This is a genomic window from Arcicella aurantiaca (assembly GCF_003148625.1).
Taxonomy (GTDB): domain Bacteria; phylum Bacteroidota; class Bacteroidia; order Cytophagales; family Spirosomataceae; genus Arcicella; species Arcicella aurantiaca.
The window spans coordinates 138,864-155,736 of the sequence record NZ_QGGO01000007.1; the positions used below are offsets into that span (position 1 = coordinate 138,864).

General features: G+C 35.0%; 15 protein-coding genes. 7 read left to right on the plus strand and 8 right to left on the minus strand.

Going from position 1 to position 16,873, the window contains the following annotated elements:
* The first annotated feature begins 220 nt into the window (after positions 1 to 220).
* The gene (locus tag LV89_RS08585; protein WP_109742472.1) at positions 221 to 1,585 is read left to right on the plus strand and encodes a PQQ-dependent sugar dehydrogenase; all 1,365 of its coding nucleotides are present in this window, start codon (positions 221 to 223) and stop codon (positions 1,583 to 1,585) included.
* Between the two features lie 116 nt (positions 1,586 to 1,701).
* Here LV89_RS08585 and LV89_RS08590 read toward each other — a convergent pair whose 3' ends face one another.
* The gene (locus LV89_RS08590; RefSeq protein ID WP_109742473.1) at positions 1,702 to 2,529 is read right to left on the minus strand and encodes a PepSY-like domain-containing protein; all 828 of its coding nucleotides are present in this window, start codon (positions 2,527 to 2,529) and stop codon (positions 1,702 to 1,704) included.
* Between the two features lie 296 nt (positions 2,530 to 2,825).
* On the opposite strand from LV89_RS08590, the gene LV89_RS08595 reads away from it, so the two are divergent.
* Positions 2,826 to 3,431, plus strand: coding sequence for a PepSY-like domain-containing protein (locus tag LV89_RS08595; RefSeq protein ID WP_109742474.1), 606 nt, complete (start codon positions 2,826 to 2,828; stop codon positions 3,429 to 3,431).
* Between the two features lie 53 nt (positions 3,432 to 3,484).
* Here the strand turns inward: LV89_RS08595 and fabG are convergent, their stop codons facing one another.
* From fabG to LV89_RS08615, 4 genes are all read right to left on the minus strand, one after another.
* Positions 3,485 to 4,222 carry a 3-oxoacyl-ACP reductase FabG gene (gene fabG, locus LV89_RS08600; protein WP_109742475.1) on the minus strand — a complete coding sequence of 246 codons (738 nt, stop codon included), beginning with the start codon at positions 4,220 to 4,222 and terminating at the stop codon, positions 3,485 to 3,487.
* 80 nt (positions 4,223 to 4,302) lie between these two features.
* Positions 4,303 to 4,761, minus strand: a complete 459-nt coding sequence (locus tag LV89_RS08605; protein ID WP_109742476.1) for a MaoC family dehydratase — start codon at positions 4,759 to 4,761, stop codon at positions 4,303 to 4,305.
* Between the two features lie 131 nt (positions 4,762 to 4,892).
* A complete protein-coding gene (locus tag LV89_RS08610) occupies positions 4,893 to 5,285 on the minus strand; it encodes a hypothetical protein (protein WP_109742477.1) in 393 nt (130 codons plus the stop codon).
* A gap of 160 nt (positions 5,286 to 5,445) precedes the next feature.
* On the minus strand, positions 5,446 to 5,838 hold the full coding sequence (locus LV89_RS08615; RefSeq protein ID WP_109742478.1) for a T9SS type A sorting domain-containing protein: 393 nt from the start codon (positions 5,836 to 5,838) through the stop codon (positions 5,446 to 5,448).
* Positions 5,839 to 6,580: 742 nt separating this feature from the next.
* On the opposite strand from LV89_RS08615, the gene LV89_RS08620 reads away from it, so the two are divergent.
* From LV89_RS08620 to LV89_RS08635, 4 genes are all read left to right on the plus strand, one after another.
* Entirely contained in the window at positions 6,581 to 7,270 is a 690-nt protein-coding gene (locus LV89_RS08620) for a hypothetical protein (RefSeq protein ID WP_109742479.1), read from the plus strand.
* A gap of 162 nt (positions 7,271 to 7,432) precedes the next feature.
* A complete protein-coding gene (locus LV89_RS08625; protein ID WP_109742556.1) occupies positions 7,433 to 8,434 on the plus strand; it encodes a hypothetical protein in 1,002 nt (333 codons plus the stop codon).
* 92 nt (positions 8,435 to 8,526) lie between these two features.
* Positions 8,527 to 8,763 carry a hypothetical protein gene (locus tag LV89_RS08630; protein ID WP_109742480.1) on the plus strand — a complete coding sequence of 79 codons (237 nt, stop codon included), beginning with the start codon at positions 8,527 to 8,529 and terminating at the stop codon, positions 8,761 to 8,763.
* A complete protein-coding gene (locus tag LV89_RS08635; protein WP_109742481.1) occupies positions 8,745 to 9,107 on the plus strand; it encodes a type II toxin-antitoxin system VapC family toxin in 363 nt (120 codons plus the stop codon). The genes LV89_RS08630 and LV89_RS08635 overlap by 19 nt, the downstream gene beginning before the upstream one ends.
* Before the next feature lie 98 nt (positions 9,108 to 9,205).
* Here the strand turns inward: LV89_RS08635 and LV89_RS08640 are convergent, their stop codons facing one another.
* From LV89_RS08640 to LV89_RS08650, 3 genes are all read right to left on the minus strand, one after another.
* On the minus strand, positions 9,206 to 10,693 hold the full coding sequence (locus LV89_RS08640; protein WP_109742482.1) for a RagB/SusD family nutrient uptake outer membrane protein: 1,488 nt from the start codon (positions 10,691 to 10,693) through the stop codon (positions 9,206 to 9,208).
* A gap of 146 nt (positions 10,694 to 10,839) precedes the next feature.
* A complete protein-coding gene (locus LV89_RS08645; RefSeq protein WP_109742483.1) occupies positions 10,840 to 14,022 on the minus strand; it encodes a SusC/RagA family TonB-linked outer membrane protein in 3,183 nt (1,060 codons plus the stop codon).
* A 117-nt stretch (positions 14,023 to 14,139) separates the two neighbouring features.
* Positions 14,140 to 15,219, minus strand: coding sequence for a glycoside hydrolase family protein (locus LV89_RS08650; RefSeq protein WP_109742484.1), 1,080 nt, complete (start codon positions 15,217 to 15,219; stop codon positions 14,140 to 14,142).
* 272 nt (positions 15,220 to 15,491) lie between these two features.
* Here LV89_RS08650 and LV89_RS08655 point away from each other — a divergent pair, with 272 nt between their 5' ends.
* Positions 15,492 to 16,829 (plus strand): dihydroorotase, encoded by a 1,338-nt coding sequence (locus LV89_RS08655; protein ID WP_109742485.1) that lies wholly within the window; start codon positions 15,492 to 15,494, stop codon positions 16,827 to 16,829.
* Positions 16,830 to 16,873 lie beyond the last annotated feature (44 nt).

Here is a 16,873-nt window from a genome sequence, read left to right on the forward strand (position 1 = left end):
GTGAATTAGTGATTTAGTGAATGCTGAAAAGAATCTTATTCACAAATCACAACTTAAAAATTCATAACTGACATAAAATCAGGGGTGCAAAATTACGAGTATTATCTGAGAATTAAAAAGTTTTTGACTTGTTTTATTTATATTCTATCTGTTTTATCTAATTGACCATTAGAACGTTAAGAACAGAGCATATATTTGTATCGAAAAATACTGCAATTCCATGAAATATTTATTACTCAATTTTTACCTTTTTATTCTGTTTGGCGTGATATTTCCAAATATTTCAAATGCTCAAAATCCTGAGTTGAAATTGACTGAAATAGTTTCTGGATTATTCCACCCTACAAATATTGCTTCTGTGGGTGATGGACGATTATTCGTTTCTCAATTAGATGGTAAAATTCAAATAGTACAAAATGGAACTCTTCTGAATACGCCTTTCTTGGATATTTCTTCTAAAATTAGAGATGCAGAATGGGGCGGTATTTTTGGATTTACCTTTCACCCAAATTATGCTCAAAACGGTTATTTATATGTTCATTATGTTCAGAAAAATGCGGAGGCTTCAGTTTATGCTCGTTACACTCGGAGTGCTAATAATTCCAATATTGCTGACCCAAATTCGGAGCAAATCGTTTTAGTTGTTCCATATCCTGTCAATGGGCATCGTTCTGGACATTTGGCTTTTGGTAAAGATGATTTTTTATACATTACAACGGGTGATGGAGCTTCTGGGGCGAGAGGTTCAATAGGGGATACTGACGGAAATGCTCAAAACCTTCAAAATTTATTTGGGAAAATCTTGCGTATTGATGTAAATAATGGCTCTCCGTATAGTATTCCATCTACAAATCCCTATCAAATTGCAGGCGATAATATTCCTGATGAAATTTGGGCGAGAGGTTTACGAAATCCGTGGCATTGGAGTTTTGATAAAGAAACGGGCGATTTATGGATTGGTGATAATGGGCAGGATGATTGGGAGGAAGTGGATTTTTCCCCAAATAATCACGCTGGCGGGCTCAATTATGGTTGGCGATGCTATGAAGGCTCACATCCTTATGTAAGTACGGGTTGCGGAGATGCGTCAAATTATGTAATGCCTTTGCTCGACTATGCGGGTTACAATTCTAATGGAGTTGGGGGGTCGGTTTTGGGTGGATTTGTGTACAGAGGAACACAATATCAATCTTTGCGGGGTTGGTATGTTTATGGAGATTATCAAACAGGAAAATTCTGGACTTTGAAACGAAATACGAATGGAACGTTTCAGAATATATTACAAAATATTACGCTACCCAATCCCGTAAGTTTTGGAGAAGAACCCAACGGGGAACTTTATGTAGCTACTTTTTATGAAGGGAAGCTATATAAAATCAGTACCAATATGATAGAAAGCGTCAATAGTGGAAATTGGAATAATACAAGTACATGGTCTTGTAATTGTATTCCAACGGTAAATGATGAAGTAATAATACAAACTCCTCACAACGTAACCTTAACTCAAAATGCCAATGCAAAATACCTTCAAATAAAAGGGCGTTTGATTTTTAATGGAAATCAAGTATTGGGGTTGGCGAATTGATGAGTTGAAATATTCATCAAAATAAGGTTGTCAGTGTTCAGAACACTAACAACCTTAAAGGCACTTTAATATACTTGAAAATTAATTGTTGTACTCAAATCAAATAAGTAATTGACTTATTTTTTCTTACCAGATTTTTTCGTTCCAACACTTACAAAAACGCCTGTTGCATCGAATACTACGTGATATGTTACAGAATTTGAAGTAATGTTTACGTCATAATTAGTAATCACACCTGCAACTGCTTCACTATACGCATTTACAAAAGTATATCCTGCATAATTTGTGTTTAAATACGTTGAAATTGCTGCTAATAAATCAGCCTGAGCTACTGGTACATTGGTTGTGGCTGTCTTTACTTTTCTTGTTCCTGCACTAATGAAAACACCTGTTGCATCAAATGTTACGTGATAATTAACGCTATTATAAGTAATATTTACCGAATAGCCTGTTAAGGTGCTATTTGAGGTTTTACTATAAGCATTGATGAATGTGTATCCTGCGTAATTGGTATTTAGGTAGCTTGTAATGGCTGCTAATAATTCTGTTTGCGTAACGACTGCGATTGATTGATCAACTTTTCCTTTTCTTCCTGTTGAATTTACACTTACAAAAGCTCCTGCGGCATCAAAATGGATGTGATATGGAACGCTATTTAAAGTAATATCAACTGAATAACCCGTAATTACACTGCTAACAGATTTACTATATGCACTTACAAAAGTGTATCCTGCATAATTTGTGGTTAAATAAGATGAAATTGCAGTTAATAAATTTGCCTGAGTAACTGCCACTTTAGTTGTGTTTTTCTTGGTACTATCAGCAGAACCTCTTGCTGAAGATACTGTTGAAGTTGTGTCAGTTGGAGTAATGTTTGATTGTTCACTGCATGACGCTAATGTCAATAAAAATAATCCGCATATTACTAAAAGATTCTTTCTCATGTTGTTTTGTTGTTATTAATTGAATTGAAAATTTAAAGTTTGGGGTTTGCAAATCCTTTACTGTTTGATGAAGATTACATGACTTGATATTGCTGTATTGCCTGATGTTTGTAAAAAAATATATTATTTAAACGAAGTAAATATTTTAATAATATCACAAAATAAAAGATGAACGAATTTCGTTTTGAGCGATTTTTACCTTTGGAATATTTTAAAAATTATATTAAATCAGGCAATATGAATAAAATGATTTGCGTATTCTACTACAAAACATTTAATCTTTAATAAAAAATAGCATGAAAAAAATATTGTTTTTATTGACAGCCGTTTCTGGGTTATTCTTAGCAAGTTGTAATCAGCAAGAGGTAAATGCCGATAATTCTGATGACGTACTTGCATCTATTGAAGCATCTGCCGCTCGTACTGCTGCTGTGAATGACACCGTGACAAAAGGAAAATGTAAAGGAAAATTGACAAGTGTTGATATTGCAACTTTACCAGCTACTGTTACTTCTTACATCAATGCTAATTATGCAGGTTCAACTATCAAATTTGCAGGTAAAGATGAAAAAGGACAGTATGTAGTTGGTGTGTCATTAAATAGCGTAGAAACTGGTTTATTATTTGACGCAAATGGAGCATTTGTACAGGCATTGGCACATTATGGCAAAAAAGCAAAACTAACAGAAGTGGCTGTGGCTGACCTTCCTGCAAGTGTAGGAACTTACATTACTGCTAATTATGCAGGTTATTCTATCAAAAAAGCAGGAAAAGACGCTGATGGAAATATCATCGTAGGTTTAAGTGATGGCACTAATCATAAAGCTGTGAAATTTGATTCTGCGGGTGTGTTCAAAGAAGAATTGCCAATTCCTCCGCATGGTAAAAAAGGAAAGAAATAATAAAATTAGTGTTGAATTATGAGGTTGAAATTTCAACCTCATAATTCAATAAATTAAGATGCTTGCCCTCCGTTTACGCCTAATACCTGACCATTTACAAAACTCGCTTCGTCTGAAGCCAAGAATAAATAAGCATTCGCAATATCCATTGGGTCGCCCATTCTTTTTACAGGAATCAATTTTATCATTTCTTGACGTACTTCTTCTGGCATGGCATCAGTCATTTCAGTTTTGATAAACCCTGGAGCAACTGCATTTGAGGTAATTCCGCTCTTCCCTAATTCTTTCGCCCATGTTTTTACCATTCCGATAACGCCTGCTTTGGCCGCCACATAATTGGTTTGTCCGAAATTACCATGAACGCCCACAATGGAAGACGTACAAATAATTCGTCCATAATTATTTTGAACCATGTACGGAGCAACTGTTCTTGTACAATTAAAAACACCTGTCAAATTCACATCAATAACCTGTTGCCATTCCAGATGCGACATTTTCAAAAGCGTTTTGTCTCTCGTAATTCCTGCGTTATTTACCAAAATATCAATATGCCCGAAACGCTCAAAAATATCAAGCGTTGCCGCTTCAATAGCAGGAACATCGGTTGTACTAATTTGTAAAAATTCACACTTAAATCCTTGTTTGCGAAGAGCAGCGGCAGTTTCTATACCCGCATCTAATAAATCCCAGATGATAACGGTTGCTCCTTCACGGCAAAATAATTCGGCAGCGGCTTTGCCAATTCCTCTGGCTGCCCCCGTAATGATGGCTACTCTGTCTTTTAGTCTCATGGTTTTGTTGTGTACAATGAACTTCCAAGTTCGTTTTTGTTTATACCTCTTTTTTCGATTCTGGAGAATCGAGATACAGATTACTCATAAAGCATTGAAATTAACTCGGCTACACAAGCGGGTTTTTCTTGTCCTTCAATTTCAAAAATACAATTCATCGTAATTCTAAGTCCAGAAGGTTGAGCATCTTCTGCTTCCAATAAACTCGCTCTCATACGCACCTGACTGCCCGAAGGAACGGCTGAGGTAAAACGAATTTTGTTTGCTCCATAATTCACGCCCATTTTTACAGATTCTACTTTAAAAAGGTCTGCCATAAATTTAGGAGCGAGTGAAAGCGTCAGGAAACCATGTGCAACAGTAGTTTTGAAGGGAGAATATTTGCTCGCCATTTCTTCATTGACGTGAATCCACTGAAAGTCTTGCGTAGCTTTGGCAAAATCATTAATCATTTCTTGGCTTACGGTCATGTATGCCGTTGTGCCTATTTCTTGTCCAACTTGTGCTTTGAGTGAGGCAAGGTTTTGAAAAATTTGCATTGTTAAATATTTTAAGATTGTTCTGAATACCAATTTACGGATTGCAACGATTTAAACAAAAATAAAAAAGCCGTAACCAAATTAGATTTGGGTTACGGCTTCCATTTTCATAGAATAAGTTGGAGGTTAAACTATTGTAAAGCAATCTGGCGGTTGATTGTAGTTGGTTTTGTCGTTACTAAATTTACTTCTTTCACAATTTTTTCATCGCCTTTTGTAAATTCAAAAGTATATTTTCCATCTTCCAATTGACTCATATCGTATTTCCCGTGATAATTTTTATCTTTTTTGCTTACGTGTTCTCTTACTAAAATTTCACCTTTTTCGTCTTTCAAAACTACCAATAAATTTTCGTCTGTCGTTTTTTCAATCATTATGTTCATTTTTAATGAGTTAATGGTTTGAAACATTCCTACTTCAAAAGTTTTTGCTTTTGTTGGCTCAACATTATTATCTTTTGCGTTAGCGATAAATGTCATTGCCGATAAAACTGCGATTGCGAAAGTTTTTACTAAAGTTTTCATTTCTTGATTTGTTTAGAATAGTTTTTAAATTTTAAATATCGTTTAGAAATTATTTTGAAATATTTGTGCCAAATGATTAAATATTTGACAATCAAGGTGTTATTGTTTTTTGTTTACTTTGTTTGTGTTCGTAATTGATACACTAAGCGTTCGGTTTTAATTAATCTAATTGGATGATACGATTCTCGTCAATGGCTTGTTGAGTTGTTAAGTTTACTTCTTTTACAATTTTTTCATCACCTTTTGTGAATTCAAAAGTGTAAGTGCCGTCTTCTAAACCTTTCATGTCATATCTTCCGTGATAAACTGCCGAATTTTTATCTACATTTCCTTTATAAAGCACTTTCCCATTCTGATTTTTCAGCACAACCGTAATGTTTTTATCGGTTGCTTTTTCAATCATTACATTCATTTGTAAGGTATTGATAGATTGATACATACCTATTTCAAAAGTTTTAGATTTACTTGGTGTAGAGTTTCCATTGTCAGCATTTGACGTGAAAGTGATAGCTGCTAAAGTTGCAATTGCGAAGGTTTTTACGAGATTTTTCATTTTATTGACTGTTTAGAATATTTTTATTGATTTAAAATTTATTTAGAGAATTGTAATTTTTCAGAGAAATAGATTTAGTATTATTTAAAAGTTAAATATGTTTAGAGGTTTGATATACAGGTATTTATGTTGTTTAGAGTATTTGATTTTAAAAGATAGATTTAGTATTTTTTCAGGTTAAAAGGTTTAGTATTTGAGAGTTTAGAGATTGTTTTTGTTTTAATTTCTGTGTCAAAGTTATATGTTAAAACCAGTACCTTGTTATACAAAATAGCTAATCGGTTATTTTAATGGATTACTGGTAGATTTTCTAAAGTTTTGGTTGATTTTTAATTTGAGTGGTAATGATAAATGTCAATTTCAGAATTTGTAATAAGTCATTTAATAGGTTTTAATATTCATAAGATGCAGGTTTAGAAAAAGAAGTTGCAAATCATTTAAAAAATATTTTTAATTATTGAAAAGTATTGTTGTTTCATTGGTTTTAAGTGTCTCGATTACTTTGATGATTCAAAATTATCAGTTGGCGGAGAGAAGTGAAAATGAATGTGATGAACCAAGCAAAGCGTGTGATGAAGTATTGAATTACTGTGATTGTATGGAAAATTAAAGAACATCATTAAAAACCAAGACACCATCAAGTCCTGTAACCATTCTTAAATTGAAATAGCGTTTGATTGAACAGAATCATTAATATTGTATAAAGTTTTTGAATATCGAAATACAAACATTGAATATAAAAATGGCAGAAGAAGAAAAAAGTCTTGGACGCAAAATATTGAGTTTCTTTATTGAAGAAGATACCACTCATACGCAAACCCAAACAACCACAACGCCTACGCAGGAGGGAACACCGCCCAAAGTGGAGGTTCAGCAAACAGTAGCGGTACAAAATTCGGCAGGAACGGGTGTAGTTGATAAAAAGTTTGTTGACCATTTTGTGCAATTGATTGAAAATTCAAATCTGAAAGGACCAGACTATTTTGAATATATGCAAGCTTTGAAAAGTTTGGCAGGTTTGGGGCTTCCAGAAGATAAACAGTATCAGGCGGCTTGGGCAAGTTTCAAAGCGATGGGAGGAATTACAGACGTTTCGGTTTTATCCACAACGGCTAATCAATATGTTGGTATTTTAGATACCGACCGTCAGAATTTTTTGAAAGATGTGGAAAATGCTATTTCTCAGAAAGTTGGCGGATTGAAAAACGATTTGAAAACAACGCAAGATGAAAATGAAACGCTTGCTAAGCAAATTATTGAATTGCAAAACAGAATAAATGCTAATAGTGAGAAAATTACAAAGATTACAGGTGATATTTCGGAACAAAGTGCTAAGATTACCGCTAATAAAAATAATTACGAAATCACGTATAGTTCTTTCGTAGAACAAATAAAAGGCGATATTGCAAAAATTCAGCAGTATTTGAGCTGATAAAGCTTATCTGAACTTAGATTTATTGGATTAAAGAATTGTTGGATTTTTCATTTGATTTTATCTTAAAATCTCTTAATCATAAGAATCCAAGTTTGGACTGAGTCTATTAAAATGGGAAACACTCACAAAATAACTTTTAACCAAATTAACAAAATAACAATGGCAGCAGACTTATCACAAATTGGAGGAGAAGGACCTCAAAAATCATTTTGGAGCAAACCAGAAGGAATTACATCAATGCTTTTTTTAGGAGCAGCGGGAGCCTTTGGTTTATATTACATTAATGAAATCCTGAAATTTTTGATTGAAGTGACTTCAAATACACTTTATTTGGGTGGACTTTTAGCGGTTTTGGGTTTAGTGATTTTCTTAATTACGAGTCGTGACGTAAGAACAGCGGTTTTCTTTTTGTTCAAGACTTTGATGCGTAAAATCACAGGTTTGGTTATTCAACTCGACCCGATTGCCATTATGAAAATTTATATTTCGGACTTGCGTGAGAAGAAAGAAAAAATGTCGGGACAAATTGATATTTTGGCTGGACAATTAGTGAAATTGAACAAAAAAATCACGGAAAATAACGAAAATATTAAAGCCAAATTTGCTGAAGCCAACAAAGCAAATTCAATGACCGATAAACCGGGAATGAAAGAGGCTGCCGCTTTGGCAACCATCGAAGGAGCAGGTTTACAAGAAATGAATGAAAAGCTTTTTCCACTACAAAAAAACATGAAAACGGTTTTGGGATTCATGGAAAAAGTAGCTTCTTCGGCAGATTATATCATCAAGGAAACCGAAATTAAAGTAAAATTAAAAGAGGCAGAATACGAAATTGTGAAGGCTTCTTCAAATGCTTTGAAAACGGCTATTAGCATCTTCAAAGGTAATCCAGACAAGAAGTTTTACTTTGATGAATCAATGGAATATATCCAAGATGATATGAGTAAAAAATTGGGAGAAATGAAACGTGCGATGGATTATTCAATGGATTTTATCAATTCAGTAGATATTCAAAACGGTATTTTGACTGATAAAGGACAACAAATGTTAGATGCTTATAACAACGGAGAATTTAATCTGATAACTTTAGATGCTCCAACAGAAAAACCGAAAGCTGTTAATCCTCCGAAGGATTCTAATTATAAGGGTTTGTTGGATTAAGGGGTATTTATTGACCTTCCCGAAAGTTTTAAACCTTTCGGGAAGGTTTTTATAATATATTTGTCTCATAAAATCGTTAACTATTAATTATCATGGACTTACAATATATTTCTGATACAGAAGGCAGACATACTGCGGTAGTAATTCCTATTGAAGAATGGAATAATATTACGGCAAAGCACGAAGACTTAAAACATTTAGAAACGTCTAAAAGTCAATCAATACGTCAAAAACCATCTGATTTTTTTGGTACACTGAGTAAAGAAGAAGGTGAAAAAATGCAAGCGTATGTAACTCAAAGCCGCAACGAATGGGAACGAGATATTTGATAGATACCAATGTTATTATTGATGCTCAATCGGGAGTTCTATCTGAAAAAGGAATGTTATTGCTAAAAGGCGTTATTGACAAGGATTTCACCATTTCATTTGTTACTTATATTGAAGTGTTGGGTTACAAAAATGTTTCCAAAGCCACAGAAGAGTTTATGGCTTTAGCAAATGTAATAGAGACAAATAAATCAATTATTGATACGTGTGTCGTTCTGAGAAAGCAAAAGAAAATAAAATTTCCTGACGCAATTATTGCTTCGACAGCTTTGACTTATGGTTTTACAATTATCTCTCGAAATACCAAAGATTTTGCCGATATAGAGAGGGCTTATATGTATTAATCCTTATAATGTTTAAATTAACTTTTATTCCAGAAAACAAAAAACGGTCGGTAAAGAGAAATCTTTAACGACCGTTTTTTATTACAAATAATCAAATCTTAATATCCGTTGTTCTGAGTATATAAACCAGATTTTACGTCTAATTCAGATTGTGGAATTGGATAAAGGATATAATCAGTTTTGAAGGCTTTCATTTGTTTCAAAACATCTTCTACTGGAATCCAAGCCGTAATGGTTTTTTCAACTAAACCAGAACGCACTAAGTCATGCCAACGAGTACCTTCTCCTGCAAATTCTTTACGACGCTCTTCCATTAATTGAGGTAAAGTCAAAGACGTAATATTACCTAAACCTGCTCTTTTTCTGATAGAGTTTACAATCGTAACGGCTTCGTCTTGAGTACCTCCACCGCCTTGTAAAATACATTCAGCTTTCATCATTAACACGTCTGCATAACGCATGGTGATAAAGTTGATTGGCCAGTCGGTACGGCTTTTTCCGTATTTCGTAAGGTCGATATATTTCTTGAAGAATGAACGAGTTTCTTGTACACCGTTGTTTGTATAACCACTCAAAATACTGAATGCTCTACGAGTATCAGCGGTAGCATAAGAGTTCAAAAGGTCGTTAGAAATCGGACGAATTGTTAAGGTCTGATTTGGTAAACCATTTGCCGTAAAATAAGTATCAGGAGCTAAAACAACAGGAAAAGTTGTTCCTAATCCTAAACCTCCACTGATAAACTGAACATCAAAAATTACTTCTGCATTGTTTTCATTGGTATATGAGAAAATACTTGGGTAAGTTGGCAACAATGAATATTTACCACTACTGATAACTTCGTTTAATAAAGAATAAGCCAAAGCCCACTCGTTTACGCCTAAACCTGCTCCTTCAATGTTATAAGTTGCTCCCGAACGAGTCATATATACTAATGCCAATAAAGATTTTGCAGCATTATTAGTAGCACGCCCAACGTTTGCAGTAGTGTAAGTAGCAGGTAAATTTTGCGTGGCAAATTGTAAGTCGCTAATAATCAATTTATAAACGTCAGCTACCGAACTTCTTGGAATGGCTAAAGCTTCGTTTTGAGAAACTACTTTATCAATCAAAGGTACTTTTCCAAACCAACGAACTAAGTCGAAATAATACATAGCTCTCAAATAACGAGCTTCTGCTTCAAAGCGTGGTTTTAAAGTAGCATCAGTAATGACAGCTCCATTTTTAGCTAATTGGTCTAAGAAAGTATTAGCCTTAAAAATACCGCTATAATTGGCTGACCATGCTTCTGAAATATATGGGTTTGTTGCCAAAGTAGGATGAAAACTATTCACACCTTCCCAGTCACGTACACCACCATCAGAAACTGCATATAAATTATCAGAACGAGTTTCTGATAAATTCAATTGACGGTCTGGATAGCCCGACAATGAAGCATATACCGAGTTGATGCCTTGTAAGAAATCGTTGTTGCTTTGATAAAATGTCAAGGTTGTAGCACTTGAAATTGGTTTTTGGTCGAGTTCATCAGTACAACCTGCTAATCCTAAAATGGCTGCTGATAAAAAGATATATATTCGTTTCATGATTTTATAATTAGAATATTGTTTTGAATTAGTGAGTTTAAAATGAAAGTGTCATAAGATTTCACCTTTAAAAATGGATGTTTTAGGGAATATAATTTGCTTGTTATTCAATCACTAAATCACCACTCACTCATTCACTAAATTATTTAAAACGTTAGGTTTACCCCGAAAATGATTGAACGAGCCAATGGAAGTCCACCATAATCTCCACCTTGTGGGAACGAAGCATCACCACTCAAGTTAGTATTGATAGCATCAGGGTTCCAGCCTCCTTTGTATTGGTCTGCACCAAACCAGTTTTCAGCAGTAGCATAAATTCTTGCTCCTTGAAGATATTTCTTACTAACAATTTTACCTAAATCATAACCTACGGTGATATTTCTGATTCTCCAATAATCTGAAGACCACAACCAGTCAGTATTTTTAATTCTACCAAAAGTTGAATATGCTTTTCCTCTCAAACCTTCACCTGGGTTTTCAGCCGAACGCCAACGGTTTCTATAAATGCCAAGAGCGTTATCTGTATAGCCTTGTCCAGTTCTATCAACTGCACGACCAAACAATGAATAAACCGAACCACCTGTTTGTCCTTGTACTAATACTGATAAGTCGAAACCTTTGTATTTCAAGGTATTTGTGATACCGTAGATTAAATCAGGATTTGGTTTTCCTGCGTAAACACGGTCATTTGCATCAATTTTACCATCGTTATTAGCATCAAAATATTTAGGGTCACCTGCGGTTTGAGTACCATACAAAGCAACTTTGTTATCAATATCTGCTTGTGATAAAATACCAGTCATTTTCACTACATAGAAAGCATACATTGGGTCACCAACTTTTAATACACTATGAGGAATATCAAAAGAAGAAGGAATATAAATTTGAGCATCACCTGGAGCTAAGTGAACAACTTTGTTTTCGTTATGGCTCAAGTTTACAGAAGTAGTCCATTGGAAAGCTCCCTGATTAATATTTCTTGAAGTCAATTCAAATTCCCAACCTTGGTTTAATACTTCACCAATATTTGTTAAAGAAGTAGCAAAACCTGTTGCAAGAGGTACTGGAACGTTCAATAATAAGTCGGTGTTTTTCTTGGTATAATAGTCAAAAGCTGCTGTAAAACGGTTTTTCAAGAAACCAACATCTACCCCAACGTCAATTGTTTGTGATTTTTCCCAAGTTAAATCTGGATTTGAAATACGGTTTGGAGATTGTCCACCCACTTGAGCAGCACCAAATGTATAGTTAGCAAAACCTAAAGTAGCAATACTGCTATAATCACCGATATTATAGTTACCAGCTTGTCCCCACGATGCTCTTAATTTTAATTCACTAACGGCACTAACATTTTTCATGAAGTCCTCTTCACTTAATCTCCAACCTACTGAAGCTGAAGGGAAAAGTCCCCATTTATTATTATCTCCAAAACGAGAAGAACCATCACGACGTAAACTTGCAGAAAGTAAATATTTCCCTTTGAAACCATACTGAACACGTCCGAAGTAAGAAAGTAAAACGTTTTGAGTTTCGTTGGTATTTCCAGTTACCGAAGCCGCAGCGTTTAAGGTCGTAATTGTACTACTGTTAAATCCACCCGCTGATGACATTGTTGAAGTTGCCAACTTTGTTAAGTTATAAGCGTATCCAATCACGGTTGATAAATCATGGTCTTTTGCAATCGTTGTGTTGTATGAAAGTGTATTTTCATTAACAATTGTTTGCTTTCTCAAAGTTGAAAAACTACCAGAAGTAGATATTCCCGGAGTATTTAAACGAGCTGTTTGGCTACCATTTACCCAATCAGGACTATATCTTTTTGTTGAAGCATCTGTATTGTCAAAGTTGATTGAACTTCTGAATGTTAAACCTTTCAATAATTCATAATCAACATAAGTAGAGAATAAAGTACGGAAGTTTTTAGTTAAACCTACGTTATTTTCTAATTGACGAATTGGGCTATTTCTTGAAACACTCCACGCATAACTTGGAAAAGCTCCTGTGTTAGCATCAAGTCCAGCATTAGCTTCTTGTACAGGAGTCATACCTGCTACAATGTGAATGATGGCATCTTTTCCTTCAATTCCGGGGTCGTTAGCTTCAGAATATGACGGTGCTAAATTTATTCCGAATTTTAATTTCTCATTCGCTTTTACTTCTACATTGGCACGAGCAGAATAGTTTTTATAGAATGTATTTAGCGTTGTACCGTCTTGATTTAATAAATTTCCAGAAACATAATATTTAACATTAGCATTTCCTCCACTTGCAGAAAGTTGATAGTTTTTCACCATTCCCGTTCTGAAAGCTTCTTTTTGCCAGTCGATATAAGTTAATCCCGGATGTCCTTCTTGCGTCCAACGGTCATCTAACATCAATGAAGTATTTACCGCAGTTCCTGCCAATTTAAGAATAGCTCTTCTTTCAGCAGTTGTTTGTGAAGCTGTACGTCCAGTTCCAGAAGCTACCCACTGAGCGTTAATCATTTCAGTAGCACGGTCAATCCATTCTTCTGCATTCAACATATCAAGCATACGAGTTGCTTTTGTGATACCCGAATACACATTTAAGCTGATTTTTGCTTTACTATCTTGTCCTTTTTTAGTGGTAATTAAAACAACACCATTTGCCGCACGAGAACCATAAATTGCCGCCGACGAGGCATCTTTCAATACTTGAATATTCTCGATGTCATTTGGGTTTAAGTTATCTAATGGGTTACCTGTACTAAAACCACCAGAGGCATTTTGTCCAGATGTTTCCAAAGGAAATCCATCAATTACATATAAAGGTTCATTACTTGCAGAAATTGAACCCGAACCACGTACTTGTACGCTAAAACCTTTACCGGGAGTTCCACTTGTTTGTTTTACACTAACACCTGCTAACTGCCCAATAAGAGCTTGGTCAACTCTTGCTACTGGACGTTGGTCTAAATCTTTAGCATTGAAATTTGCCATTGACCCCGTAACGTTAGCTTTCTTTTGTGTACCATAACCTACCACAACTACTTCGTCAAGTGATTTTGTATCTGGAGATAAGGCAATATTAATGATTGAACGGCTGTTAATACTTACTTGTTGGGTTGTATAACCTACCGATGAAAATACTAAAACGCCATTCTCATCTGCTACCGCAATTTTAAAATTCCCAGATGCGTCGCTGGTAACACCACGAGCTGAATTTTTGAGTAAAATGCTTACTCCCGGAATACCTGAACCCGAAACGCCATCGGTAACAAGTCCCGTAATCACCCTGTCTTGAGCAAATCCCATTAAAGAGACTAAAGACAACATGATGATTTTCGATAATAGTCGAATTGCTTTCATATACTTTAAAATGAATTGTTTGGAAAAATTGTAATCTAAATTTTAAATGGGTAAAAAACGGTGTTAATCTGACACAAATAATATTGGCAAGTCGCATCTATATTTCAACACCAAAACCTAAGGCTCTATTTTGAAAACAAAACCTGAGGATGTCATATAATTTCCACCTTGTGTGGTGGTGAAAAGATAAGCTGGTTTGCCATCTTTCATTAATATCTGTGGGCGTTCAAATCTACCATAGCGAGTCAAGTAGGCGGGAGGAGGAGCTTGTTTAAAATAAGTGTCTGCTCCGTGATAGGCAATTTTGGGTTTTGCCCAATGAAGACCATCTTTCGACTCAAAGTATAATCCTACTTCATGGTTAAAGAAACCCATATCACGCATTATCATTTTGAATTTCTTTTTCTCATAATAGATATAAGCATCTTCCACTTGTCGGTTTTCACCATATCCCGAAAAATCTACAATTGGATTTCCTTCATATCTTACGTAAGGGCCTTCAAGGTTTTTGGCAATAGCTAAGCCGTATTTTCGATTTCCTCTAATACTTGGATTTTTTGCTTCGTTGTATTCTTTGGTATTCCAAGATTTGTAATAAAGCCAATATTCACCATTTGGATGCTTCAAAAAAGCGGGGTTTGTAGTACAGTGGTCATCCCATGAACCATCCGAACCTGCTTCTAATAAAGGGCTGTCAGGGCGTTTCCAAGGACCATCCAAAGAATCAGCAGTGGCTAAGCCAATGCGTTTTGTATTGGTTTTTCCGTTTGAATTGCCCATGTAAAACAAGCAATATTTACCATCAATAAACTGAATGTGAGGATTATGGCAAGTTGTGCCATCCCAAAAACCTGCACCTCTTGGAGCAAGGATAGTTTCAACGTATTTGAATTCTGATTCTGGACTATCAGCTACTGCATGAGCAATTTCTGATTTATGAATCCATCCCCCCATCTTATATTTATCTGCCCATCTCGAATAAAATACGTGAACTTTGCCATCTGGGGCATAAATAGGAGCGTTACACCAAACGTAATATCCTTCGGTTTGTAGTATTCTGCCGATAGGTTTTAGTTTTTTACAGAAATCAGAAATATCTTTTTTGCCAAACGGAACATCTGCTTTTAACTCTTCAATATTTATGAGAGAAAGTCCTGCAAGTGTTCCTAAGAAATTTCTTCTACTTACATTTTTCATTATCTTAATCGCTTCAAACCCAACACATTATTTGCACATTTACTTTATTTTTTTGTAAAATAACTTATACCGATTTCATTAACCCCCATGTAGTATCCTGCTAATCCCTAAAAAACTTGGAATAGTACAAGGTTATTTTTTATAAACAGATTTTGTCCTATTTTAAGTTAATAATGCCTTTTGTATCATAAGCAGTTATGAAGAGGTAATATCAGAAAAATTAAAATTGTAAAAACTGTAATCTAAAATTATGGCTTTTGTAATTTTACGCCATGAACACAATACTTATCCTCAATGCCCAAGTTGTCAACGAAGGCAAAATCGAAACGAAAGACGTTTTTGTGAAAGACGGCTTAATTGATAAAATTGGAACAGGGTTATCTGGCTTACAAGCCGATAACGTTATTGATGCAAAAGGAAAATACCTTTTCCCAGGAGTTATTGATGACCAAGTACACTTCCGTGAACCGGGACTTACGCATAAAGCTTGTATTCACTCAGAAGCACGTGCAGGTGTGGCGGGTGGCGTTACCACTTTTATGGAAATGCCCAATACTGTTCCGAATGCCCTGACTCAAGACCTTTTGGCGGATAAATACGAAATTGCTGCTCGTACATCTTTAGCGAATTACTCATTTTATATGGGAGTTTCTAATGATAATCTTGAAGAGGCTTTAAAGACAAATCCAGAAAATGTTTGCGGATTGAAGGTATTTATGGGTTCTTCTACGGGAAATATGTTGGTAGATAATGAACAAACGCTGGATAATATTTTTTCAAAAAGTTCATTATTAATTGCCACTCACTGCGAAGTAGAAGGAATTATCAAAGCCAATACAGAAATCTACAAACAGAAATTTGGGGATAATCCTCATCCAAGAGTTCACCCAGAAATTCGTAGTGTAGAGGCGTGTTACAATTCGTCGTCAATGGCAATTGAATTGGCAAAAAAACATAATACTCGTTTACATATTTTACATATTTCGACAGGAGACGAAACGGAATTATTTAGAAATGATATTCCTTTAAAAGAAAAGAGAATTACGTCAGAAGTTTGTGTTCACCACCTGTATTTTGATGCTCGTGATTATGAAACGTTGGGAAATCAAATAAAATGTAATCCTGCCATCAAAGCCGACGGACATAAACAAAGAATTTTCCAAGCATTATTAGACAATAAAATCGACGTTATTGCTACCGACCACGCTCCACATTTATGGTCGGAAAAAGAAAATCCTTATTGGTCGTCTCCATCAGGTTTGCCATTGGTGCAACATCCTTTGAATTTGATGTTAGAGTTTTATCACGAAGGCAAAATTTCATTAGAACGTATTGCTGAAAAAATGTCTCATGCCGTTGCCGACTGTTTCCAAATTTCAAAACGTGGATATATTCGTGAAGGTTATTGGGCAGATTTAGTGTTGGTAGATTTAGAAAACACGACGACTGTTTCAAAAGAAAACGTTTATTACCAATGTGGATGGTCACCATTAGAAGGTAAAACTTTTAATTCTACCATTACTCATACCATTGTTTCAGGACATTTAGCCTTTGAAAATGGTCAATTTAACGAAAGTGTACAAGGTAAAAGATTGTTATTTGAAAGATAGAAACAGTTATCAGTTAACAGTTATCAGTTATCAGTTAACAGTTA